Source organism: Paenibacillus marchantiae, assembly GCF_028771845.1.
Taxonomy (GTDB): domain Bacteria; phylum Bacillota; class Bacilli; order Paenibacillales; family Paenibacillaceae; genus Paenibacillus; species Paenibacillus marchantiae.
The window spans coordinates 6,518,121-6,543,977 of the sequence record NZ_CP118270.1 but is presented as its reverse complement, the minus strand read 5'-3'; the positions used below and the strand labels follow the sequence as shown (position 1 = coordinate 6,543,977).

Here is a 25,857-nt window from a genome sequence, read left to right as displayed (position 1 = left end):
CAATCTGAATAGCTAGAATACAGAATAAAATAATCGAAGAAAAAGGAGTCTTTCCAATGATCCAAATCACCATGCGTCAATCCAAGCAGGCAGATCAGGAGCACCTTGCTGAGTTGCGAGCTTTGGTTCTATATGATGATCTAAACAGGCTGGGAAGGTATGACGATGTGAAGGTTCGTGAACGTTTCCGTAGTACATTTGACCCTGTCCACTCGTGGATTATTGAGGTCGAGGGTGCACTGGTGGGGTGTGTAGCGATGAAGCCCAAGTCAGAGGAGATGCTACTTGAGCATTTCTATATTCATCCCGATTATCAGGGTCAACAAATAGGAACTCAAGTGCTGAATATGCTGCTGAAACGGGATGAGGTCCGGGGCAAACGTGTTACTTTAAATGTATTGCAGGGCAGTCCGGCTCGGCGTTTGTATGAGCGCTTTGGGTTTGTTTTGGACAGTGAAGATGAGGTGGATGTGTTCATGTCCGTTCAAGTGCACTAATTGTTACGGTCAAAATAGCAGCATCTAACAGACCCATTCATTTAATTCTTGAATGGGTCTATTGAACTTTTCTATTATACTTTCCAGTGACGGTATCCTAATATGGATAATAACCTACTTTTTATATAGGAATTATATAGTATGGAGAATACCAAGATGCCGCATTGGAAGCGAAATCTGTATATTCTGTGGTTTGGCCTATTTTTTAATCATATGGCTTACACCTTGTCTGTGCCGTTCTTTCCGCTGTTTCTGCAAAATGATCTCGGTATTCAGAGCGGATTGGAAGTCTGGTCCGGCATTTCGATCTCGATCAGCTTTCTGATCAGCGGACTATGTGCTCCTTTCTGGGGCTCGCTGGCTGACAGATATGGAAGCAAACTGATGCTGATTCGTTCGGGCGTTGGCCTCGCCATTGCTCATCTGGCTAACTATTTCGTTTATGATCCTTACACGTTTATCGCTGTGCGGATATTTCAAGGACTCATGGCCGGCTTCAATCCTGCATCTATTACGTTGGTCGGCACCAATACACCAGAGAAGCATGTAGGTTATGCGCTTGGTGTCATCTCTACATCCACGGCTGCCGGAGGAATTCTGGGACCGCTTGTGGGTGGAGTACTAAGCCATTGGATCGGGCTGCGAGGATGCTTTATCGCCTCGGGAATCATTACGCTGCTCTCGGCTGTGATGGTGATATGGGTAAAAGAAGCCCGCGGCCCCCGCACTGTGGTTCGCACAAGTATTCTGGGTGATCTGAAAAAAGCTGCCTCCACTCCGGGATTAATGCGGATCTATGGTTTGATTTTACTCGTTTCAACTTCCGTGCTCATTATTGAACCTGTATTGACGCTTTATGTGGTCCAGATTGGTGGAGACGTTAGTAGTGCAACACTTAGTGCAGGAATCGTCTTCTCAGCCATCGGCGTGGCAACGGTAATAATGGGGCCGCGCTGGGGACGGATTGGTGGGAAAATCGGATACGAGAAAACGCTGTTTATCGGCCTGCTGGGCGGCGGCATTGGTAGTTTACTGCAACTGACGGCGTATAACCTCATTTATTTTGGAAGTTTGCGATTTGTCTACGGTCTGTTCTTTGCTGCCGTGTATCCGGCCTTGAATGCGTTAATCATCAAATATGCTGACCGTGATTTCCGGGGAAGGGCTGTCAGTCTGAGTCAGACTGCAAATCAATTCGGTATTGTACTCGGCCCGTTACTCGGCGGTTTTCTGGGCGGATGGACGGGGATTCCTTTTATTTTTCTCCTAACGGGCATTGTCCTTCTGGGAGCAGCCTGGACAGTCCAGGTAAGCGAAAGGAACGAGGCGAATAAACCGGGATTGGGCATGGCAGCAGCAGAAGCAGGCGGAAACAGCATAAAGAAATGATGAAATGATCCTCAGAGAAAAAAAGGTACTTGGACTGAATTAAATGGTCATCACTACAACATAGGGAGGAATCAATATGTCACAACGACGATTGAGATTGGGAGCAAACTTGAATGGAGTGGGAAATAGCATCTCTTTTTGGCGACACCCGGATATTCCGATCAATGCCAGCGTAAATCTGGATTTCTACAAGAAACAGGCGATTAAGGCGGAGGAAGGGAAATTCGATCTTCTCTTTATTGCCGACGGCCTCTTTATTAACGAGAAATCCAACCCGCATTTTCTGAATCGTTTTGAACCGTTAACCCTGCTCTCCGTTCTCGCAGGAGCAACCTCACACATCGGGCTGGTCGCGACGTTGTCCACCTCATATAGTGAACCGTTCACAGTGGCAAGACAATTTGCCTCCCTGGACCATATCAGTGGAGGACGAGCCGGATGGAACGTTGTCACTTCACCACTGGAAGGCTCGGCTCTGAATTTTGGCAAAGGTGAACATCCGAACCACGCGCTGCGCTACGAAATTGCAGAAGAACATCTGAATGTGGTCAAAGGGCTGTGGGATTCATGGGAGGATGACGCGTTTATCGGGGATAAAGAGAACGGTGTTTTCTTCGACCCATCCAAACTGCATACGCTGAATCACAAGGGAGATTACTTCTCCGTTCAGGGTCCACTCAATGTGGCGCGCTCGGAGCAGGGACATCCGGTCGTTTTCCAGGCAGGTTCTTCCGAATCCGGCAAGGATCTGGCGGCCCGATCGGCCGATGCTGTATACACGGGGCATGAGACGTTAGAGGAAGCTCAGGAGTTCTATTCGGATGTGAAGGCAAGAGCGGTGGCTTATGGGCGTAAGGCAGAAGATATCCTGATCTTCCCTGGCATTGGTCCTATTGTGGGTAGAACGGAGGAAGAAGCGGAGCGCAAGTATCAGGAAATCGCGGAGTTGGTCGATATTGACCATGCGCTGAATTATTTGGGACGTTACTTCGATCATTATGACTTCGCCCAATTCCCATTGGATGAGCCCTTCCCCGAGATTGGTGATTTGGGAAGTAATAGCTTCCGCAGTACAACAGACAAGATCAAGCAGCAGGCACGAGAACAGGGACTGACCCTCCGCCAAGTGGCATTGCTTGCATCGACGCCTCGCACTTCTTTTATCGGTACACCGGATCAGATCGCTGATCAGATTCAGGAGTGGTTCGAAGGTGAAGCTGCGGACGGTTTCAATATTCGCACAGTTGTGCCGAACGGACTCGCGGACTTCGTGGACCTGGTCGTACCTGTCTTACAAGAGCGAGGCCTGTTCCGTACCGAGTATGAGCATGAGACACTGCGCGGTAATCTGGGGCTTGAGATTCCACGCAATCGATATACATTGGAGACTGTAAAATAAATCAATCATGGCTCATCGAACTTGCTTCCGGTTCAGAATGCTTTAAAGGCGATCCATAAAGCCCCTATCATAACGACAATCCCGCATACCTTGCTCAAAAAGTAATCAAAGTCGCTAGGCTCGACATCGTTCGCCCAGAACGAACGAAGTGAGAGGTAGAAAAGGAAGTTTTGAAATTTTTGATAACGGAAGCTGCACCATCCGAAAATCACTGCGGCTAATGCGAGAAACAGATAACCTGGAGCACCACGAGTGTAATGATATTCTGGGTAAGCGGCTGTTACAAGCGTTGCAGGAGAGAATTGTTCTTCCCCCTCCTGAAGTACTCTTTGACTGCCAACGTACAAGAAGACCTCGGAAACGCTATTGCCTTTTGCATCAAAACTTATTAATTGTCCGGAATGATCTTGGACTTCATATTTGTTCCCGTTAGGATATATCAACTTATACGTTGTACTGAACGCAGAATCAATTTTCTTGATGAGATATTGCTGATGATTGATGTAAACAGTCCGTTCCTGATGATCAAGGCGTACTTGAATAGGATCTGCCGTTCCGCTGCGATAAGTCATTAGATTACCTTGTTCACTATCGAATGTGTACTTGTTGTTCTCAACATGGAAAATCGGCTCTGTGAAATAAGGTCTGGACAGGATCGCGATGATTACGGACAGGACCAGAACGCATGAAAAGAAAATGAAGGTGGGGGACTTCATTTTTTTGAGTGACTCTCCCATATAAACGCCATCCTTTCCATTTAGTTCTATAATACGTCATTAAGAAGCACAGGTTGCGATCTCCGTTACTGTCTGAATAACGATCAAATAACTACAACACAAAGAAACCAGCAAGTCGCCCATCATCTGGGGATTTGCTGGTTTCTTTGGTTAAGCTGCTGCAGTTATAGGGTTATACTCTCAGATCAATCTCAAACGTCTTGATTTCATAAGGTTCAAGAGCAAAAGTTATCGGTGTATCATACAGGAGTTCGCCCTCTGGTACTTCCATAAGATTGCATTCTCTCCACGCGTGAATCCGTAGATCGCTTGTCAGTTCAAGCGTATTCATGCTGCCTGAATAATCATGAACGCGTACGATGACACGATTGGAATCCTCCGCCTTCTTAACTGCCGAGATCATGGCTGTGCTGCCGGACAAGGTGAGCATGGATCGACTTGGCTGCTCTGATACCCCTTGTGTATATCGAGCTGGAGCATTCAGAAGCCAGGCCTGCTGCACGGTTCCGCCAACGAGCCAATCTCCCTGATGCGGAAGAAGAGCATAGGTGAAGCTGTGCAGTCCCTGATCGGCATGTGGATCAGGGTGCGTAGCGCTCTTGATCAGGGTCAGCCGCATGACGTTGTCTTTAATGTCATAACCGTACTTGGAATCATTCAGCAAACTGACGCCATAACCTCTATCGGACAGATCAGCCCATTGATGGCCAACAGATTCGAAACGCGCCCAGTCCCAACTTGTGTTCCAGTGCGTCGGCCGTTTAACGTTACCGAATTGAATATCATAGGTGGCTTCCGTAGAGCGGATGCCGACTGGGAAGGCAACTTTCAGCAGTTGCTGCTGTTCATGCCAATCCACCTCAGTGGTGTAATCGATTCGTCGCTGCCCGGTATATACAGTCATGTTCTGCGTAATCGTGGAGCCGAGGTATTCCCAAGCGAAGCGGATCACGGACTGAAGTGGCCCCGTCTCTACGACTTCAATGCTGGTGCATTTCGTAATCTCTCGCATATCTTCCTGATAGAAGATATCAATATCCCAGGCCTCGTGGGCAAGTGGTTTGTCCTCGAACACCTGAAGCACATTGCCTCTAGCGCCTTTGGCAAGCACCTCACGATGTGACTCTTTATCGTAAAGGCGGGTCAACTGCCCATTCTCATTCCACTCGAGCAGATAGAATGGTGTCTCGATTCCATTAGCTGTGTGGATGAATGGAGATTGCTCAGGGATATCGTTTACCGTATTGCTCTGGAAGTGAATTGTGGTATACCCCAGCGAAGGAATATCCTTTACCTCGACGGACCAACGTGCATCCTGGTATTGAGCGTTCAGAATCTCACCGGAATCGCTCAACCAAGTTCCCATTTCCAATTCGCCTGATGCCGCAGGAATGCTCACGATTTCTGTAACGACCCATGGGGAGGAGTTCCAAATGGTGTACGTACACGGAGATTCTCCGCTGCCAGCAATAGCCATCCGAGCCTGCGTGTCCACGTGATTGCCAATCAGCTCAGCTTCTGCATATTCAATTCTGCTATCCTCATACACCTCTGTGATGGAGGAACCGGGAATGATGTCATGGAACTGGTTGCGCAAAATGATTTTCCAACCCGCAGTCAGGGACTTCGCTTGATACAGATTCCAGTCATTGTGCACAATACTTTGCAATGCATTCAGCCACTCCGCTTCGCGGTAAGCCAGCTCAAGCTTGCGGTTCATCCGTTTGTTGTACGCCTGACTGGTATACGTTCCGCGGTGATACTCCAGATACAGTTCACCATCCCATGTATGGATGTACGAATCGGTTTTCTCGACCGTCTCCTGCAGCTTTTCAAAATAATCATCTGCGCGTCCTGTCTTGACCTTGGGCAATCCGGGCAGTTGATCCAGCCGCCGTCTCATCTCCAGCATTTCGCGGTTAACTCCGCCTCCGCCGTCTCCGTATCCGTACGACAGCAGCAGATCCTGGTTCATCTCCTTATCGCGGTAGGCATCCCAGATGCCCTTGACCGTCTTCGGAATGATTTTTCCGTTATAGGTATAGAACCATGACCCCGGCTCGGACCAAGGCTCGGGTGTAGTAATGAAGTGGGTCAGCACCTCTGAGCCGTCAATTCCGCGCCAGTGGAATGTATCGAATGGCATGCGGTTGTATTGGTTCCAGCTGATTTTGGTCGTCATGAACGTATGAATGCCGGATTTTTTCAGAATTTGCGGCAGAGACCAGCTGTAGCCGAATACATCGGGCAACCATAGATATCGGCAATCCGTCCCGAATTCTTCTTTGAGAAAACGAGTGCCAATCAGCAATTGTCGGACCAGGGATTCGCCCGAGGTCAGGTTACAGTCAGCCTCCAGCCACATGCCGCCGCCCGCTTCCCAGCGTCCTTCAGCGACACGCTCCTTGATGGATTCGTACAGTTCCGGGTAGTCCTCTTTCACATATTCGTACAATTGGGGCTGTGTCTGAAGGAAAACATACTCCGGGAACATCTCCATCAGGCGCATGACCGTAGAGAAGGAACGGGCGCATTTCTCGCGCGTATGCTTCAACCGCCACAGCCAGGCAACGTCAATATGAGTATGGCCGATACAAGTGACGGTCACATCAGAGGCTTTGTCCATCGTACTCAATCGGGCGCTCAGGTCATCCCTTGCCTCATGCACAGAGGTATAGAAGACATCGGACTTAGGCTGCGACCAATCAATCAGGCGGAAGGACTGCTGGAGTGCATGAAGCAGCTTTGTGCGTTCAGGTGCATGGGCATCCAGAATGTTGACCGTTTCCAGAATTGATGACCCTGTAAATACAAGATCATCAACAGCTTCATCCAGCCAACACAGTTCTGCTTGTCTGAACGTATGCGTCTGGTTGCGGGGCTGACCGCCACCTTCCAGACCGGACCATAAGCGGAAGACCAACTCGTTGGTGCTGCCTGCGGCAGAGGCTGGAAAGAACACTTCCTTGTGGTTGGAATCCACGCCTTGAAACGGCTTTCCATCCCAGTAGAACAGTGATTCAAAGCCGGAATTGTTACCACCCCCGGTATCGCCGAAATCAAACAGTCCGACAATCCGTTTATCTTCCCAGGAGGCAGGGAACTCGACTTTTGTACGCAGCCACAAATAGAGATCTCGACCGGACCAACTTTCTCCTGTATGCATAGGCTTCCAATGGCTATCGTCTCCCGGCAGGGCAGGGTTAATTTCTTCCCTGCGGTCTTCGCAGGCAAGAAAATGATTTAAAGGCAAACGATCCCGGTAACGCAGCTCGGATAATTCATGAATACGTGCTTGTAGTTTGTTTTCAGTAAGAAACATCGTTAAAAACCCCCAGTTCATTTTATCGGGGAGTGATTCATATATAGAGAGCATCCAAAGCGATTATGTATTACATAACTATTATAGGGGAATGCGCCCATTATAGCGCTTCCATTCGCTTTTGACAAATCAAAATATGGATTACTGATTCTGAGCGCTGGTGATTGTCGAATTTAACCAAACGGTGATACACTGAGTTGGAAATTGGTCTGGAGGAGGTGTTCAGGCGCGAATGTCCAGGATACGAACCATGTATAAGAACTACTTGAAGAAAAAAATGTTCAACAAAATCCTACTGTTTTATTCCATGGTGATGGTCCTGTTGTTCATCAGCATCTCGGTGTTGGCCTACCGCTACTATGAACAGCGAGTGGTACAGGAACAAATGGATGCCAGTTTGCAGGAGCTGGATATTGTCAGTATCAACCTGAATCAGCAGTACGAACGGCTGTATAATGCCGTGCAGCAGATTTATACCGACGCCATGATCGGCGATGATCTGAAGTATTTTTTGACTAATGAATACGAGGATTTTCTCAATTGGCGCCTGAATCAATATGCTTACAGCTACCGTACAGAGCGAGGGAACTTCGATTATCAATTACGTCTGCTGTTAAAGGATGAGGCCTCGATTGCAAATGTCGTGTTATACAGCACGGATCAGGATTTTTTCTATGTTCTTAATCGGGAGACCCAGCACTTTTACTATCATCCCAAGCTTTCGGCAGGGCATCAGGACTGGTTCCAGCGGCTGAGGAGTGCACCTTGGCAGTATATGGGCAGCGAACCGCTTTTCGAAGGGAAAATGGCTGATGAGCCTACCCCGTACAGCTACGCGAATGTGCTCAAAGACTCCGTGACATTGAAGCAGTACGGTGCAATTATGTTTGAGCTGAATACAGACCGCATCAAAGGGCTGCTTCGAGACAGACCGGGCGGCAAGAACAGTCGGATCATGTTGATGACAGGGGAAGGTCAGGTGATTTTCGATTCAAAGGGCAAGTATGACAACACCGTCTACCCGTACTGGGGGAAGATGAATTTGCCGGAGGATTGGGTGGATCTGGAGGAGCGCTCCAAGGTGCAGCTGCTGAATATCGGGAATACGGGAATGGTCGTGGCTTCTATTATTCCGGAGTCGCAAATCAAACAGAGCCTTCAGGCGATTCGTTTCAGCCTCATTGGGATTGTGATTCTGTGCATCATGATTAGCATTGCGGTGACGTTCACCATCATCCGCCGTTATTCCAAAAAAATTCACAGACTCGTGCTTTACATGCGGCGCTGGCAGGAGGGTGATCTGAGTAAACGTATCGAGATGGAGGGGGAAGATGAGCTGCAGCAGATTTCGCAGAGATTTAATCATATGTGTGATCGGCTGGAGTCTTACATAGAAACGGTATATGTGTCGGAGATCAAACAAAAGAACGCGCAGCTTGTGGCTTTGCAAGCACAGATTAATCCCCATTTTCTGTACAATACGTTGGAAAGCATCCGCATGAAAGCCATCAGTTTGGGAGCCAGGGATGTTGGGCAGATGATTTATATTCTCGCCACGATGTTCCGTCATTTGATCAAAAAGCAGACCCATGTAACCTTGGCGGAGGAAATAGAGCTGTGCGGCATGTACCTGGCTTTGGTCCAATATCGGTATGAGGACAAGCTGCACGTGGAGACCCATATCGAGAATGCAGCGGCGGGAAGCATGGTCGTCAAGTTGCTGGTCCAGCCGATTATTGAGAATTACATTGTGCATGGTTTTCGTACGAATGATGATGATAACAGGATCTCCATCACAGCCGAAGAAGAGAACGGCGTGATTCACATCCGTGTAAAGGATAACGGAAAGGGGATTTCCGCGGAGAGACTGCTTGAACTGCAACATGGGTTGCATAAGGGCGATGAAGCTGCTGAGACATCTGACCGATCTTTGGGTCTTAAGAACGTGCACGACCGCATACGTCTGAATTATGGCAGTGATTATGGTCTGCACCTGAACAGTGCGGAAGGCGAAGGATGTGAGGTGACCATCAGCATTCCAGTTACAAGGGAGGAAACGGGATGAGAAGTGTAATGTTGGTCGATGATGAGCCGCTTATTGTCAAAGGAATGCAAGCGATCATTGATTGGGATCAGAATAACATGCAGATTGCCGGAACGGCATGCAATGGGTTGGAAGCGCTAGCAATGATGGACGAGGTTCCTGTCGATCTGATTATTACGGATATCATGATGCCGCAAATGACCGGACTTGAACTAATCCGGGAGACTAAAGCGCGCAATCCATATACCAAATTCATTATTTTAAGTGGTTACGAAGAATTCAAATATGTGCGGGAGGGCATCTCACTGGGGGTTGAGAACTACCTGCTCAAGCCAGTCAATATGGATGAACTGGAAGCGACCATCAAGCATATGCAGCGGGATTGGGAGCACGAAGAGATGCGCCAGATTCAAATGGATCAGAGCTGGAGGATTCTGCGCAACAATATTTTGCAGCGGTGGGCGAACGAGACCATTGACGCCAAAGAATTCCGTGAGCGTGCGCAGATGCTTGAGATTCCCATGAACAAATCCACATATTGTGCGGCTTCTCTAAGGATTGTAGGAGATGACAAGGGGGATGATCCCCAGATGTATCTGCCGGGAATTGCTGAGCAGTGTGAGCAGATCGGGAACAAAGGCCTCCCGGATGGCTGCGGTATCATCTGTTTTCCTGATCAGAACGGAGACATCATGCTGCTGTTCGTTTCAGCCGGTACGGAAGGTAGTGATGAATGGCAGCTTCAGGCACTCACCAAAATGAAGCAAGCGGTTGCTGAGGACACAGGTGCACGTGTATGGGGGATCATCGGTCAATCCGAGTCGACCTATCTGGGTTTTCCAAAGAGTTGCAAGTCCGTAAAGCTGTGGCTTCAGAATCATTTGTTTATGGATTGTAATACCTTCATCATGCAAGTGGAGAACGAAGAAGCTAGCAATCAGCATCAAGAGAAGCCTGGGCCAGCGATGGAGCAGTTCCACAAGCTGCTGCGGGATGGGGAAGGTACTGAAGTGGATCGATTCATCGACGAATTCTTCATTGTTGAGGGTAAGGAACCCTGCCTCCCGAGAACACCGTTCTTCAATTCTGCGATCCAGCTTATGCTGGCCGCCAAGGAACTAGAGAAAACGCCTGACTACGGGGACATCTTCGGCCCCCTGTCCAGAATTCATACGCTCAGCAAACTGAAACAATTGGTCAGAAAGGTTGTTCATCACACGCTGGATACATACCATACTGCCGAGAAAACGTACAGTCCGCATATCATGGCTGTGCTGGAGGTGGTGAAAAATCACTATCAGGATGAGCTTTCACTTAAGACGCTCAGTCAGAGGCTGGAGCTTCATCCGAACTACCTCGGCCAATTGTTCCAGCAAGAGGTCGGTACCACCTTTTCTGATTATGTGAACCAGTACCGAATCGAGCGTGCCACTCATTTGCTGTTATATTCGGACAAAAAGACGGCAGAAATAGCGGGAGAGGTGGGCTATTGGGACTCCACATATTTTTACAGACAGTTTAAGAAATATGCTGGCGTTTCTCCTACGGAGCTGCGCTCGATCTACATGAAAAAATAAGCCGGGTGCTCCGGCTGAATGAAGACACTCCCCATGTGGGGGTGTCTTTTTTGTTATGCAATGAAAGCACGATCTTTAATTAATCCATCAATTTATTGGGTTTTTCAACTATCTCAAAATTGGTAGCGCTTGCATAATGGAGGTAGGAGTGAACGAGGAAATCCAAAGCACCAAAAGAGCTTAGATCCAGTGTTGATTATAGGGGATTAATGCTGGATGCAGCTAAAGCGATAATGAACGAGATTATAAGGAGGGACAGCCGTGCAGGGCATCTTCAAAAGTCTGATGAAGAACAAGGCGTTTCTTCTGCTGGTACTGCCGGGAGCAGCTTGGTTTATCATTTTTGCCTATTTGCCAATGTTCGGAACGATTATTGCTTTTAAGGACTTCCGGATACATCCGGGCGGATTTCTTGAAAGCGTTCTAAAAAGCGAATGGGTTGGGTTCAAGAACTTTGAGTTTCTGTTCTCCACCAGTGACGCCTATATCATCACACGTAATACCATTCTGTATAACCTGGGTCTGATCTTTCTCGGGTTGGTGCTCGCGGTGACGCTTGCGATCATCATGAACGAACTGTTGAACAAACGGCTGGCGAAGATTTACCAGACCGCGATGTTTATGCCTTATTTCCTGTCTTGGGTTATTATCAGTTATTTCGTCTTCTCGTTTCTGAGTGTGGAAAAGGGTGTGTTCAACCAGATCATTACCTATTTTGGTGGAGATCCGGTTAGTTGGTACAGTGAGACAGGATATTGGCCGTATTTTCTCATTCTGCTCGGCCTGTGGAAAGGTGCAGGTTATGGCAGTGTAGTGTATCTGGCAGCAATCGCAGGTATCGACCGTTCTTATTATGAGGCAGCGATGATCGACGGCGCTACGAAGTGGAAACAGATCCGGTACATTACGCTGCCACTGCTCAGACCACTAATGATCATCCTGACCATTCTGGCGATCGGCGGGATCTTCCGTTCCGACTTTGGACTGTTCTATCAGGTTCCGCGGGACTCTGGTGCGCTGTATCCGGTCACCAATGTCATCGACACGTTTGTATACCGCGGCTTGACCATTATGGGTGATACGGGAATGAGTACAGCTACAGGATTGTATCAATCGGTTGTCGGTTTGATTCTTGTCCTGCTGGCAAACTATGCTGTGCGTAAAATTGAAAAGGATTATGCCGTATTCTAGGCTGCGGCAAGGGGGTGCTTCCATGAGTAATTTAAGCGAACCGGTAAAGCGGGCATCTGCCCATACGAGGAGAACCGGAAAGAAATCGAGAGATCTGAATGCCATTTCGCCATTATCCAATGTGATTTTTAATATAGCTATCGGTCTGTTTGCCTTATCTTGTATCTTTCCGTTTCTGTTCATTGTTATCATCTCATTTACCGATGAGAAGACGCTGGCGATCAATGGATTTAAGTTATTCCCTGAAGTCTGGACGCTGGATGCCTACCGATTCCTTATGGAATCCGGGCAGCAGATGGCCCAATCGTTTGGGGTTACCTTAACGGTGACGGTTGTCGGAACCGCGCTCACACTGTATTTGGTCACCACGTATGCATATGCCATCTCGCGCAAAAATTTTGCACAGCGTCGGTTTTTCAGCTTTTTGGCCTTCTTCACCATGCTATTTTCCGGCGGTCTCGTTCCCAGTTACATTGTGGTTACGCAGGTGCTGCACTTGCGGGATTCGATCTGGGCGCTGATCCTGCCGTCAATCATGAACGCTTTTTACATTATCGTTATGCGTACATTTTTCACGACCACCGTGCCGGATGCGGTTATTGAGTCGGCCAAAATCGACGGAGCTTCTGAATTCGGTATCTATACGCGCATCGTGCTGCCGATTTCGTTGCCGGGCATTGCGACTATTGGATTGTTCAGTACGTTAGGATTCTGGAATGACTGGTTCAATGCGTTGCTCTACATCGACAATGCGAATCTGATTCCACTCCAGACATTGCTGATTCGAATACAGAACAATATGGATTTTGTTGTGCAAAACAGCAGCCGAGTCGTGTCCTATGACATTGCCTCGACACTGCCAACGGAGACCGTCCGCATGGCGATGGTTGTCTTGGCTACACTGCCGGTTGCGCTGGCGTATCCGTTTTTCCAAAAGTATTTTATACAAGGTCTGACCATCGGTTCGGTCAAAGAATAAGTCTGGTTGTGCCTGCCCTCAAAGGGCAGTAACAATAACATTGATAAGGGGGATACACATGAAGAACAAAAAGACCAAAAAAATGGTTCTGCTCATGGTTACTTTACTGCTTGCTTTTTCTACTGTTCTAGCGGGCTGCGGTGGCAGTAATACCAATGATACAAGCGGGAATGCGGCATCCGGGGGAGAAGCCGGCGATAAGGACACGGTGAAGCTCAAGGTATATCTGATTGGTGGTCCACAGCGCGATTTGCCAATGGTACAGGAAGAAATGAACAAATACTTAATGGAGAAAATAAATACAACCGTCGACATCACGATGATTGACTGGGGTGATTATTCCAAACGTATGCCAGTCATTACCGCTTCGGGCGAAAATTATGATATCGCTTTCACTTCTTCCTGGGCTTATGATTATCTGCCAAATGCCACCAGAGGAGCATTCCTGCCAATCAATGATCTGTTGGATAAGTATGGTCAGGGCATTAAAGAGCAACTTGATCCACGGTTCCTTACGGGATCGCAGATCGGTGGCCAAAACTATGCCGTGCCAGTGAACAAAGAGTTGGCTTCGCAATGGGTATGGCGCTTCAACAAGCAGTACGTTGATAAATACAACATGGACATCACCAAGATTCGCACATTAGAGGATCTGGAGCCTTACCTGCAGCAAATTAAGGATAATGAACCAGCCGACATTACTCCGCTGGCTGTTCCGAAGGGCTTTAAGCCTTATCTGGCGTTCGACTTCCTGTTGGGTGACGAATTTCCGGTTGGTATCAACATGAATGGTGACACTGGTAAATACGTTAATGTGTTGGAATCCGAAGAGCTGAAAAGCTCGTTGAAAACCATCCGTAAATACTATCAGGCAGGTTATCTGCGCAAGGATGTAGCGACACTGGAAGGCATCGACAACATCAAAACAGGCAAATGGTTTGTTGACCGTGAACAGACACAGCCGTACGCCGAACTGGGATGGTCCAGAAGTGCGGGCTATGATATCGTGACTACACCGATGCAGGATCCGGTTATTTTCACTGGTTCGGCAACAGGCGCTATGCATGCAATCTCGGCGAACTCCAAGAACCCTGAACGGGCTATGATGTTCCTGAACTTGCTGAATACCGATCCATATCTGCGTAACCTGATCAACTACGGCATTGAAGGAACACATTACAAAAAGATTTCGGATAATGTCATTGAGGATCTGCCAGCGATGAAGGACGGATTCCAAATGCCTGGCTTTGCACTGGGTAACCTGTTCCTGACCTACATGCACAAGGAAGATCCAGCAGATAAGTGGGAAGCGTTCAAGGAATTCAACAATTCCGCGAAGGTTGCTCCAAGCTTTGGCTTCAACTTCAATCCTGACCCGGTGAAGACGGAAGTGGCTTCCATCTCCGCCATCGTGAAAGAATTCTACCCATCCATCATGACGGGGGCTGTTGACCCGGATGAGCATCTGCCGAAAGCGATCGAGAAGTTGAAAGCGGCAGGTCTGGATAAAGTGATTGCAGAAGCGCAAAAGCAGTACGACGAATGGAAAGCTGCAAATCAAAAATAACCTGAATTATAAAGTAGACATGGAAACGTCTGTCCTGGTTTGACGGGCGTTTCTTTTTTACCCTGATTAGTTTGCCAAAAATGGATTGGAGGGTATGGTATGAAAAAACTTGGTGCGAGTCTCCTATTTGTAATATGGGTATGCGCCGTTCTTTCCTCAGCGGCCTTGGCGAAGCAACCTTATTCATCCTATTGGCTGCCTGAACAATTGCTTCACTGGAATCCAGCTTCCGACCCGGATGCGGCCTTCAACCGGAGCACCATTCCGCTCCAGAGCCGATTCACAGGAGAGGCAGTTAACCCGAACGCAACAAAAGATCCCAAAGTGATGGCCTTGTCTGCGTTGAATCAGGGAACCAGTGGCGTTCCGTCACAGGGCTCGGATACATTCTCTGCAAATACGTTCTCTTACTGGCAGTATGTCGACAAGCTCGTATATTGGGGTGGCTCGGCGGGAGAAGGTATTATTGTGCCACCAAGCGCCGACACGATTGATGCGGCACACCGGAACGGAGTGCCAATCATGGGCACAGTGTTCTTCCCGCCATCGGTATACGGTGGCAAATATGAGTGGGTGAAGCAAATGCTTCAGCAGAACAGCGACGGCTCCTTCCCCGCCGCGGATAAATTAATTGAGGTAGCAGAGTACTACGGTTTTGACGGCTGGTTTATCAACCAGGAGACTGAAGGTGGAACAGCCACTGACGCACAGTTAATGAAGACATTCCTCCGTTATCTTCAGGATCATAAGCCTGCGGGTATGGAGATCATCTGGTATGATTCCATGACGAAGGAAGGCAATATTTCATGGCAAAATGCGCTGACGGACCGGAATGCAATGTTCCTTCAGGATAACGGGAACAAGGTATCAGACAGCATGTTCCTGAATTTCTGGTGGAATGATCTTGGCAGTTCTGCGGCCAAAGCCAAAAGTCTGGGCAGATCACCATTTGAACTGTTCGCAGGTATCGATGTGGAAGCTAAAGGATTCGATACCAGTCTGAAATGGAATTTGCTGTTTCCTGAAGGGAAATCGGCTGTGACTTCCCTCGGCATTTATCGGCCGGATTGGTCGTACAACAGCGCGGACAGCATGACCGATTTCTTTGCCCGTGAAAATAAGTTCTGGGTAGGGCAGAACGGCAACCCGGCCAATACGTCGACAAGCCAGGCCTGGAAAGGGATTGCGAACAATGTGGTTGAATCATCGCCGGTGGACCAGCTGCCCTTCACGACCAATTTCAACACGGGCAGTGGCGAGAAATTCTATGTTGATGGCACACAAGTGCGGGAGACTGGATGGAATAATCGCAGTTTGCAGGACGTACTTCCGACATGGCGCTGGTTAGCAGAAAGTAAAGGCACGGCGCTGAAACCTTCTCTCGATTGGTCGGATGCCTATTATGGTGGCAGTTCCCTGAAGGTAGCCGGTGCATTAAGTCCAACGAATGCAACCCATCTGAAGCTGTATAAAACAGATCTCAAGATCGAGTCGGGTACTGAGCTGTCGATTACGTACAAGACGCAGAGCAAGCCGGGCATGAAGGTTGGCCTCGCTTTTGCAGACCAGCCGGACCAGTTCGTCTTTCTGGATGTGAAGAACGAGAAGGCAACCGACTGGACGACGGACACGATCAATCTGACGCCTTACCAAGGAAAGCAGATTGCGGCATTGTCTTTGTATTTTGACAGTACGGAAACCGTATCGGATTATAACATCCATATTGGGCAGCTATCTATCCACAAGAACAAGAACAGTAATCCATCGAACCCTCTTGAGGCCGTTCAAGCATTGAATGTCACCCAATCCGATTTCCGCGGCGGTATTTACGGTGATGCAAGGTTGCAATGGAACGCGTTGAACGAGGAAGTTCAACAATATGAGATTTACCGTGTACTGCCCGACGGCAAAGAGACTTGGGTGGGTGCGACCGCCAATAACGTGTTCTATGTGCCTGAGATGAAGAGAATCAACGCGGAACAGGCGACTATACTGAAAGTCGTGGCACTGAATGCAAAATATGAGCGCGGCCAGGCTGCCAGCGTGACCATTCAGTGGCCAGCGTATCCGAAGCCGGAAGCAAAGTTCAAGGCCGATGCAACGCTGATCACACCGGGTCAGCAGGTGCATTTCACTGACCTCTCTTCCGAGGTGACGGAAGGCTGGTCGTGGACTTTTGAGAATGGCAGTCCGGCTGTCAGCACGGAGCAAAATCCAGTGGTAACGTATGACAAGGAAGGCACGTACAATGTGACGCTTACAGCTACCAACAGCTCGGGGCAGGATACGGTAACAAAGCAAGCTTTGATCACCGTAAGTAAGGCTGTTTCCGGGATCAAAAATGTCGCACTTGGCAAAACGGCCACTGCCGACCATGCTTGCGGACCTGCTGAAGGTGCGGGAAAGGCAATTGATGGGAAGGTGACGGGCAACAGCAAATGGTGCGCACTGGGAAACCAGCCGCATTGGCTGCAAGTTGATCTTGGCAAAGAACATCAGATCAGTGGTTTTGTCATCAAACATGCGGAGAGTGGTGGGGAGTGGTCTGGTTTTAATACAAGCGACTATTCGATTCAGGTCAGTGCTGATGGCGTGAATTGGTCAGATGTAGTTCATGTACAGGGGAATACCGCAGCCGAAACCTCGGATGCAATTGCACTGGTCAAGGCTCGTTATGTGAAGCTGAATGTGCTGAAACCTACGCAGGGTGGCGATACGGCAGCACGAATCTATGAGTTTGAGGTTCGGGGGTTGCAGCCGTAGTTTGCGGTTGAGAAGTGACAAGTGTAGCTGTGAAATTAGCAAAAAAGGAACCATGCGGCCAATCCAGTTTCAATGACGGCTGGATATCCCTGAAATATCCCGTCTTCTAATGGGGGGACCGCATTGTATCAGACTACGACTGAATAGGATTGAATTTGAGGCTCACAGATCATTGGATCATGTGAGTCTTTTTACGTTTATACTGGATTCGCTTACAAAGGTTTTAAAATCGTTGTTTTAGATAAAAAATCGGTTTTGCAATCAAAGACAATGTTAATGAAAAGTCTTATATTGTAGTTAAAAAGATAGAAAGGAGTGAAGGTGATGAAGAATAGAAAGATCATGTTTGCTCGTCCGCTGCAAGTGGAAACGGTAGAAGAGGACTTTATTTTGCCAGCTCTAGGGGAGAAGGAAGTATTGGTTAAATTGATCTATTCCCTGATCAGTCCGGGAACGGAGCTGGCCATGTTATCGGGAAAAGAAGAGTGGGCCAAGCTTCCCGTATGTCCGGGGTATGCGAGTGTAAGTGAAGTGATCGAGGTGGGAGAGGGTGTACACCATGTTCAGCCCGGGGACGCTGTGTTTCATTATGGTCAACATGCTGAATATCAAGTGGTATCCATAGATCATGTTTTCATCAAGGTACCTGAGCACTTAGATTTGAAGTGGGTTCCCTTCACCCGTATGGCAACCGTGGCATTCACCTCCGTTCGTGTATCCAATATTGAACTTGGGGACGTTGTTGGCGTGACGGGGCTTGGATTGGTAGGGAATTTGGCTGCTCAATTGGCACGCCTTCAAGGTGCAACTGTGATTGGCGTGGACCTGTCACCGGAACGAATTCGAACTGCCCAGACATGTGGGGTTGACTATACGCTCCATGGCGGAGAAGATAAAGTAAAAGAAAAGATACATGCCATAACGAGTGGAGCAGGTGTATCCACTCATATTGAGGCGACGGGTGTACCCAGTGTTGGTGTTCAAAGTCTGGAGTGGATCGGGAAGCTAGGAGAGATTATTTTCCTGGGCAGTCCACGAGGCGAATATAACACGGATGTCACCGATATATTGAACTACTGCCACCTGTATGGACGAGGCTGTATTACGTTTAAGGGGGCACATGAATGGCGCTTCCCAGTTGAGCCGAACGAATTCGTTAAGCATTCCCTGGTGAGAAATTCGAACATTGTATTTGAACTGATGTTAAAGAACAAGCTGCATATCGAACCATTGATCAGTCATGTGATGAAGCCGGATCAAGCGCAAGAAGCATATGAGGGACTGAGATTGAATAAAGACCAGTATAACGGTGTACTGTTTGACTGGTCCTAGGAGGAGATTGGGATGATTAGAGGGTTAACAAGAGCAGGCTTAGGGAACATCGAGTCCAATGAACAATATATTACGAATGCTGCAAAATACGGATTTCAGTCTGTAGATTTGAATCCGCTCTCATTAATTGAAGAGGTTGGCAAAGAACAGGCCAAACACCTGTTGGAAAGCAATCAGGTGATCATCGGTTCATCCGATCTGACCGTGGACTGGAGAACCACAGATGAACAGTTTCGTGAAGGACTTCAATCGCTGGTTCAATTGGCAGAAGCCTCCGCTTCGTTGAACTGTTACAGCTGTTGCACCTATATTTTACCTTCCACAGATCAGCCAGCAGCATCATTTATGGCGGCAGCTACCAAACGATTGAGATTGTGTGCAGATATTCTGGACGCATATGGAATTCGACTGGGCCTGGAGTTTGTGGGTTGCCATCATCTGCGTACTCAATGGAAGAATCCATTTATTTGGAGTGTGGAGGATACGCTTGACTGGATCGAAACAATTCATGCTCCCAATGTAGGTTTATTGGTGGATTCCTATCATTGGCATACGAATGGATTAAAGATTGAAGAGGTGTTGGATCTTAAGAAGGAACAGATTGTCCATGTTCATATCAATGATGCTTATGATCTGCCCATTGAAGAATTGCTGGATCATGAGCGTTTATACCCTGGTGAAGGAGTAATTGATCTGCAGGGATTCTTGAAGAATCTAAAAGCGATTGGATACACTGGCGTCGTATCTCAAGAGGTACTGGCACCAACGCCAACCGTCGATTCAAGTGAATTGTTTGCCAAGTCCAAAGCAGGCTTCGATAAATTGTTTGCGAAAATATAACCGGATCAGTGAGAAGGCAGTTGGGAGGAATACATGTGTATGAGCCATGGATGAATAGCATTTCGCCATTCGTAAGAGCGGCAAGAATGACGGAATCATTTTCTTTGGCAGGGGAATGGATAGACCACGATCATGTGTATACATACATCGAACAAGGGGAAGCGGAGTTCTTCTTGAGTGGTGTGAAATACCTGGTCAAAGAAGGCGACATTGTGCTGATGCATCCATTCATGTCTCATATCATTCGGTCCACCTCCACGCAGCCATTGATTCAGTATATTTTTCATTTTGATCTGTACTATGAGGAAGAGCGTAGTTTATTGAAGAATACGAGTGCAGCTCATAGTGAACGACCTGATCTGGCGGATAGGGAAATGAAGCTGGCTTCCATACGCCCAATCTCTCATTTGCAGCTAGCCGATCGAATTGAATGGAAAAAGAGATTTGCGCTTATGCATAAGGAGTTTCAGGAGCAGCGGGGAGGATCTTCGTTAATCACGAAATCCATATGTTTGGAGTTGCTGCATCTGTTTTTCAAAAATCAATCCGAAGATCAGGACCAAGAGGGGAACATGACCAAGGGGTGGGCATTCATTGAAAAGTCGATTCGTTATATTCATGAATGCTACGCCGACCCTCAATTAAATAATGTTGCTATCAGTAGACATGTCGGTGTATCGACGAACCATTTATCGCATTTATTCAAAAGCAAGCTGGGGATTACCCTTCACAAATATGTGACACATATCCGAATAGAGCAGTCCCAGAAAAGAATTATTGAAGGCACACATAATTTAACCCGGATTGCCGAGGAAGTTGGCTTTTCGAGTATTCATCTGTTCAGTCGGTCTTTCAAGGCTGCTGTAGGTATCACTCCCAGTAAATATGCAGCGATGAAATCGAGGGTGGAGTGAACTCAGTAAAGTTCATCAAGGAGCTGCCCATAAGTAGATGTATAAATATAAGAAACGAGAAAAGGCGAGTTAGAGAGTTCTTTTATCTCTATAACTTGCTTTTTTCGTTTTAACCCATGTCTTCCCAACGTACTTTATGCTTTCTTAATCATACAACTAAAGAATAGCGCATTGACTTTCTCATTTTTCAAGAGTCTCCTTTATGTTCCTCAGTCTGGAATGGGTTCTTTAGCTGTCCATTATTGTAGGGATAAATTTGGATTCTAGGAGGTGAAACTTCATCTATGTCGAAATTAATGTGTAGCTATGTCTTAAATTTGATAAGGGAGTAATTATCAAGTAAACATTCAAGAAACAGGGAGGGTTGTTTAGAAAAAGTAAACAACGGTACTGGGTATTGTTTTCAGACATAATTATGATAAATTAAAATAGAGGCTTCGAACTCAGTAATTTTGTGCTGATAATATATTTCTTACTTCAATATTATTAATAATCGAATGAAACATGAATTTAATAAAATTTTTATAGGGGGAATGAATCTAAATGAAGTTACCAATCGGTCAACCAATGATAAGATCTTATCCTGTACATCTTTGTCATTTATCTATCATATCTCATAATAGAGATTTTGAGCCCTGGTTTTTTAGCAATTATATTCAAATATCTTGTCCTCCGGAATTTCCTTATGATAGAACCAAGATTATAAATTTTTTTGATTATGACTATTATAATCCTTTTTATGCTTCATCCCCTTTTGCAAGTGAGTTGAGGACTGAACGTTTAAAGATACCTGGAAAAATCATATCGGATTTTCTTGAAGCTATAGAAAATAATATTTATTTGCATATTTACGTGGATGATTTTTACATTCCTTTTAGATCGGCTTACAAAATAAAAAATATACCACATGAATTGTTTATATATGGATATGATATGTCAAATAGGATTTTTCATGTTTTGGGATATGATAAAAATGGTAAACCACAAGAGATGACCCTTACATTCGAGGTTGTAGAGCAAGCATATGTTGGAGCGAATTTTATTTTGGAGAACGGTTACAAAAATTGTGAATGGATGCATTTTGATTATCAAATTAGTTATACTAGTACTCAGTATAATATTAATTTAAAGAGAATCATTAATTCTTTGAAGTCCTATTTAGATTCAACAGAGTTTAATTTAATGCCTGAAACAGTAACAGGATTATCTGTCTATAAGCTTTTAAAGGAATATTATAATAATTACATTAATAATCGAACTACCTTTGATGTACGTGCATTTCATGTATTATGGGAACACAAGAACGTAATGTATCAAAGAGTTAGATATTTAGAAGAAAAAATGCCTTTCAATCTGAATACACTTACTACAAGGCTTTTTAAACTGCAGAATGATTATTTAATATTACGAAATAGTTTGATAAAAAATGAACTAACCAAAAAAAAAATAGATAATAAACAATTTTGTGAATTAATTGATTCACTAGTAGATCGCGAAAGTCAAATATTAAGTGAACTACTAGTTGAGCTTAATTTTAATAGTAGATTGGAGGTTAGCCAATTGCAAGAAAGTAACGGGGGCCAGAATAATCAGATTTAGGCAAACTCATGTTCATCCACCATAAGCTAGCCAAACTTAACATTCCTTAATTCAACTTTTCGTTGAAATACATAGCGACACAAGTGGCTTTCGCAACTATACTGTTACCTGTTTTTATACTTCCTTCTTGAAATTTTAACTCTAAAAAAACGAGTCATGGATCATATTCCATCGACTCTTTTTTTGTATTTATGAAAACATTGACAATTTGTTAACAATTCCAGGATTTCCCGTTGTTGAACCAGTTCTGGTGGCAGTACATAGTCTGCATTTTTTTATTTCATCTGATTTTGCTCCTATCTATATAACGTAATGGATATATATAGGGGCAAAGGCTCTTACCTTCAATGCTGTTAGAAAAGGCTCCAGGGCAAATATGGAAAGAAGGCTCTGCCCAGAGACGGATGCATCGATTCGAACCATCCCATCAGCTCTTTTCTTAAATTCAGGATGATGTGCAGATGAACGTGATATACAGTTAAAATTGGAATTGTATTACACCGGAAGGGGACAGTCAACTGAATGTTTATTGACCTTGCTGTGAAAGGTCATTTTATAGTTGCTAACTAAATATAAAAGATATATAGTATATTTAGAAAAGAAATAGTTAGGATGAATGCAATGGCATACTCTACAGCCTTATCACAGGGAATCTCCATTCTTCTCTACGTTCACGCGTACACCGAGAAGAACTGTCTTAACTATCTATCGACCAAAGTGATATCGGAGCAGCTAAATATTCCGGTTCCTACGACGGTAAAAGTCATTCGCAACCTGAATAACGCCAAACTGACAGTGGCAAAAGAAGGTGCCAAGGGCGGCATATTGCTTGCTCAGCCTTTATCGGAAATCACGATGTTGGATGTATTCCTGGCGGTTGAACCCGGCAAAGATTTGTTTAAAATTCATACCGATGTAACACTCCAGGGACAAGACGTGGATGACGTGAAAGAAAAGGTCATTCATCATCTTGAAGGCGCAGAGATCGCAATGCAGAATTATTTAAAAGACATACGGTTAACCGATCTGTTTCATGAAGAAAAAAAGGGTTAACCTCTTTTTTGGCTTTAACTAGATATAATATATATCAAGTATATTCTGTTTTTTTGGAGAGGAGCAGTCAAAATGAATTTGCATACAAAAGTGATTGAAGCCAGGAACGGTGTTCCCATTCCTCAACTGGGTTTTGGGGTTTACAAAATAACGAAAGAAGCAGAATTTACAACTGCGACTCGCGAGGCCATTCAGGTCGGGTACCGACATTTTGATACTGCCCGAATCTATGGGAATGAGAAAGCACTGGGAGCAGAGATCCGGCATAGTCCAATTCCGCGCGAGCAATTCTTCATCACGTCGAAAGTCTGGAATACGGATCATGGCTATGAAGCGACCAAGAAAGCTTTTCAGGAAACGATAAACAAGCTGGGTGTCGATTACCTCGACATGTATTTAATTCATTTTGCCTCGCCAAAGTATATCGAAACGTGGAAAGCCATGGAGGAATTATACGAGGAAGGCAAGATTAGAGTCATTGGGGTCGCGAATTTTGAAATTCAGCATCTGGAAGAATTAAGGAAACACGCGAAAATCTTGCCGATGATCAACCAGATCGAGACGCACCCGGAATTCCCGCAGAACGAACTACGTGCCTATATGGACAAACATCAGATTTTGCATGAGGCGTGGGGTCCGTTGGGACAGGGAAATAAAGTGTTATTGCAGCATCCGATATTGAAGGAAATTGCTGATCATCACCATAAGACGGTGGCTCAAGTGATTTTGCGTTGGCATCTGGAACGGGGCGTCATCCTGATTCCCAAATCATCCAATCCAAAGCGGATCAGAGAGAATAGTGGAATCTTTGATTTTGAACTGTCCGTTGAGGAAATGGAGAAGATCAGCCGTCTGAACTCGGGTAAGAGGTATTCTATCCATCCGACAGGTTATATTGTGAATCCGATTTTTAATACATTGATGAAACTTTTTATCTAGGGAAAAAAGACAAAAAACGAGTCGTGGGTCATATTCCAACGACTCGTTTTTGTGTGTTATGAAAACATTGACAATTCGTTAACAATTCCAGGATTTTCCGTTTACAAATCTCTCCTATAATTACAATCGTGATAGGTCATTTTTACTATGAACGTGGAAGTTTGGGGGGATGAGCCGGACAAGCTCTCATAAAGACGATACATGCAGAATACCAGACAGCAGGGCATGACAAAACAAGGCAAATTAAATGGAATAGAGAAGGGTGACAAGAGCCAATGTCAATGAAAAAGGTGTTAGTGGTGTCCATGGTAGCAACAGTGTTAGGTACTTCTGTGGTTAGTGCAGTATCGGCTGCTCCTGCAGTGAAACCTGTGGCTAATGCAGCTCAGGTGCAAAATTCCACACTTACAATAAACGGTAACAGCGTCGTCGTTCGTTCCATCGTTAAAAATGGCGAGACACTCGTTTCACTTCGTGATGTGATCAAAGCCATCGGCGCACAAGCCGAAGTACATAGCGGAACAACGGTGATCAAGCTGAATGATCACAGCGTGACGCTCCAAAACAATAGCAAACAAATTGTGGTAGATGACGTCAAAGTGAATCTGAATCAACCGGTTACCATCATCGGTGGTACAAGTTACATCGCTCTTCGTCCACTGGTGTCGGGTGTTGGCGGTACGATTGTCAAGCGAAACGGACTGCTTGAGATCAGTACGGTATCCTTGATCGATGAAGTCGAGAATCCTCGTTTTGCTGGAGCAGATAAGCTGATTGTCTCCAAGAACGATAACAATGGCAGAAACGATTATCTCGTGAATACAACAAGCGGCAAATATGAGTTGTTGTTAACGACAGACGGTGGGTCCGATCTCGTTATTTCGCCAAGTGGTGATCAAGCGGCATATACGAATGCCGAAGGAGCCGTTTATGTTATTGATCTGAAGACCAAAGCTTCCAAACTGATCACGAGCGACAACAGCATCAAGCCTGAGTTGGTATGGTCTGCTGATGGGAGCGCAATCTACTTCCTGCAAGGGGATAAAGGGTCCGTGATTGCCAAGCTGAATCTGGCAGATGGCGCGATTACGAAAGTGCTCGAAGACAAGGTGGACTATAAGGAAAACCTGAATGTTTCTGCTGACGGCAAGAAATTCATCTATACCGTAACAACACTTGGGACCGTAACTTCGGATACAACCAATGTGGATGAAGACAATGTCTCCATTGATTTCTCATCCAATCAACAGCAAATATTTTCGTATAACACAGGAGATTCAAAACCAGAGGCTGTGAAGCTCACAACATCAACCGACGACAAGGTATTTGTATGGTCTGCTGACGGACAAAAAGCCTACTATGTGAGTGTGCCTTCCGAAGACGGTAAAGCATCGTTGCTGTCTGTGGATTCATCTCAAAAGTCTACGCCGGTGTATGCTGAGTACGATGTAGAACAGGCTATTCTGTCGGGTGGAACCTTGTATGTACTGGCGGCCCAGGATGACAGCAACAGCGTGATCCTTTCGATCGACCCGGTAACTGGAAAACAAACCAAGCTATACACCGTATCTTCCGATGTATCCTCCATCGCGGTTGCCGGAACACAAATCTCTGTGGTTGAGAACGGCCGAGTTCTGGTACAAGCTGGCGGAAGCTGGAGAGCCGTTACGAAGTAATGTTTTATATCAAGTATGATCACAAGCTTTTTAATTCGA

General features: G+C 46.1%; 18 protein-coding genes. 16 read left to right on the top strand and 2 right to left on the bottom strand.

The genetic code is table 11. From position 1 onward, the window contains the following. The first annotated feature begins 56 nt into the window (after nt 1–56). The 3 genes from PTQ21_RS29385 to PTQ21_RS29375 all read left to right on the top strand — a co-directional run bounded on the left by PTQ21_RS29385 (nt 57) and on the right by PTQ21_RS29375 (nt 3,285). Nucleotides 57–497: a GNAT family N-acetyltransferase gene (locus tag PTQ21_RS29385; protein WP_090809602.1), complete on the top strand. Its 441-nt coding sequence runs from the start codon at nt 57–59 to the stop codon at nt 495–497. 141 nt (nt 498–638) lie between these two features. Further along, the gene (locus tag PTQ21_RS29380; protein WP_274568153.1) at nt 639–1,886 is read left to right on the top strand and encodes an MFS transporter; all 1,248 of its coding nucleotides are present in this window, start codon (nt 639–641) and stop codon (nt 1,884–1,886) included. Between the two features lie 76 nt (nt 1,887–1,962). Continuing rightward, on the top strand, nt 1,963–3,285 hold the full coding sequence (locus PTQ21_RS29375; RefSeq protein ID WP_274568152.1) for an LLM class flavin-dependent oxidoreductase: 1,323 nt from the start codon (nt 1,963–1,965) through the stop codon (nt 3,283–3,285). Nucleotides 3,286–3,317: 32 nt separating this feature from the next. On the opposite strand, the gene PTQ21_RS29370 is transcribed toward PTQ21_RS29375, so the two are convergent. Continuing rightward, the gene (locus tag PTQ21_RS29370) at nt 3,318–4,001 is read right to left on the bottom strand and encodes a DUF6199 family natural product biosynthesis protein (protein WP_274568151.1); all 684 of its coding nucleotides are present in this window, start codon (nt 3,999–4,001) and stop codon (nt 3,318–3,320) included. A 193-nt stretch (nt 4,002–4,194) separates the two neighbouring features. Further along, complete coding sequence (locus PTQ21_RS29365) at nt 4,195–7,344, bottom strand: alpha-mannosidase (RefSeq protein WP_274568150.1); 3,150 nt, start codon at nt 7,342–7,344, stop codon at nt 4,195–4,197. Between the two features lie 250 nt (nt 7,345–7,594). Here PTQ21_RS29365 and PTQ21_RS29360 point away from each other — a divergent pair, with 250 nt between their 5' ends. From PTQ21_RS29360 to PTQ21_RS29300, 13 genes are all read left to right on the top strand, one after another. After that, nucleotides 7,595–9,409 (top strand): cache domain-containing sensor histidine kinase, encoded by a 1,815-nt coding sequence (locus PTQ21_RS29360; protein ID WP_274568149.1) that lies wholly within the window; start codon nt 7,595–7,597, stop codon nt 9,407–9,409. Beyond that, entirely contained in the window at nt 9,406–10,965 is a 1,560-nt protein-coding gene (locus tag PTQ21_RS29355; protein ID WP_274568148.1) for a response regulator transcription factor, read from the top strand. Before PTQ21_RS29360 ends, PTQ21_RS29355 begins: the two co-directional genes overlap by 4 nt. 285 nt (nt 10,966–11,250) lie before the next feature. Continuing rightward, nucleotides 11,251–12,156 carry an ABC transporter permease gene (locus tag PTQ21_RS29350; RefSeq protein ID WP_205524889.1) on the top strand — a complete coding sequence of 302 codons (906 nt, stop codon included), beginning with the start codon at nt 11,251–11,253 and terminating at the stop codon, nt 12,154–12,156. A gap of 22 nt (nt 12,157–12,178) precedes the next feature. Continuing rightward, nucleotides 12,179–13,135: a carbohydrate ABC transporter permease gene (locus tag PTQ21_RS29345; protein WP_063565310.1), complete on the top strand. Its 957-nt coding sequence runs from the start codon at nt 12,179–12,181 to the stop codon at nt 13,133–13,135. Nucleotides 13,136–13,193: 58 nt separating this feature from the next. Then, a complete protein-coding gene (locus tag PTQ21_RS29340; protein ID WP_274568147.1) occupies nt 13,194–14,702 on the top strand; it encodes an ABC transporter substrate-binding protein in 1,509 nt (502 codons plus the stop codon). A 99-nt stretch (nt 14,703–14,801) separates the two neighbouring features. After that, nucleotides 14,802–17,465 (top strand): endo-beta-N-acetylglucosaminidase, encoded by a 2,664-nt coding sequence (locus PTQ21_RS29335; RefSeq protein ID WP_274568146.1) that lies wholly within the window; start codon nt 14,802–14,804, stop codon nt 17,463–17,465. Nucleotides 17,466–17,789: 324 nt separating this feature from the next. After that, entirely contained in the window at nt 17,790–18,797 is a 1,008-nt protein-coding gene (locus PTQ21_RS29330) for a zinc-dependent alcohol dehydrogenase (RefSeq protein ID WP_274568145.1), read from the top strand. A 12-nt stretch (nt 18,798–18,809) separates the two neighbouring features. Continuing rightward, the gene (locus tag PTQ21_RS29325; protein WP_274568144.1) at nt 18,810–19,637 is read left to right on the top strand and encodes a sugar phosphate isomerase/epimerase family protein; all 828 of its coding nucleotides are present in this window, start codon (nt 18,810–18,812) and stop codon (nt 19,635–19,637) included. A 35-nt stretch (nt 19,638–19,672) separates the two neighbouring features. Continuing rightward, nucleotides 19,673–20,551 (top strand): AraC family transcriptional regulator, encoded by an 879-nt coding sequence (locus tag PTQ21_RS29320; protein WP_274568143.1) that lies wholly within the window; start codon nt 19,673–19,675, stop codon nt 20,549–20,551. A 543-nt stretch (nt 20,552–21,094) separates the two neighbouring features. Beyond that, on the top strand, nt 21,095–22,150 hold the full coding sequence (locus PTQ21_RS29315) for a hypothetical protein (protein WP_274568142.1): 1,056 nt from the start codon (nt 21,095–21,097) through the stop codon (nt 22,148–22,150). A 621-nt stretch (nt 22,151–22,771) separates the two neighbouring features. Next, the gene (locus tag PTQ21_RS29310) at nt 22,772–23,203 is read left to right on the top strand and encodes an RrF2 family transcriptional regulator (RefSeq protein WP_072734667.1); all 432 of its coding nucleotides are present in this window, start codon (nt 22,772–22,774) and stop codon (nt 23,201–23,203) included. Nucleotides 23,204–23,275: 72 nt separating this feature from the next. Beyond that, complete coding sequence (locus tag PTQ21_RS29305) at nt 23,276–24,142, top strand: aldo/keto reductase (RefSeq protein WP_274568139.1); 867 nt, start codon at nt 23,276–23,278, stop codon at nt 24,140–24,142. Nucleotides 24,143–24,423: 281 nt separating this feature from the next. After that, nucleotides 24,424–25,818 (top strand): stalk domain-containing protein, encoded by a 1,395-nt coding sequence (locus PTQ21_RS29300; protein WP_274568138.1) that lies wholly within the window; start codon nt 24,424–24,426, stop codon nt 25,816–25,818. The last annotated feature ends 39 nt before the right edge of the window (nt 25,819–25,857 follow it).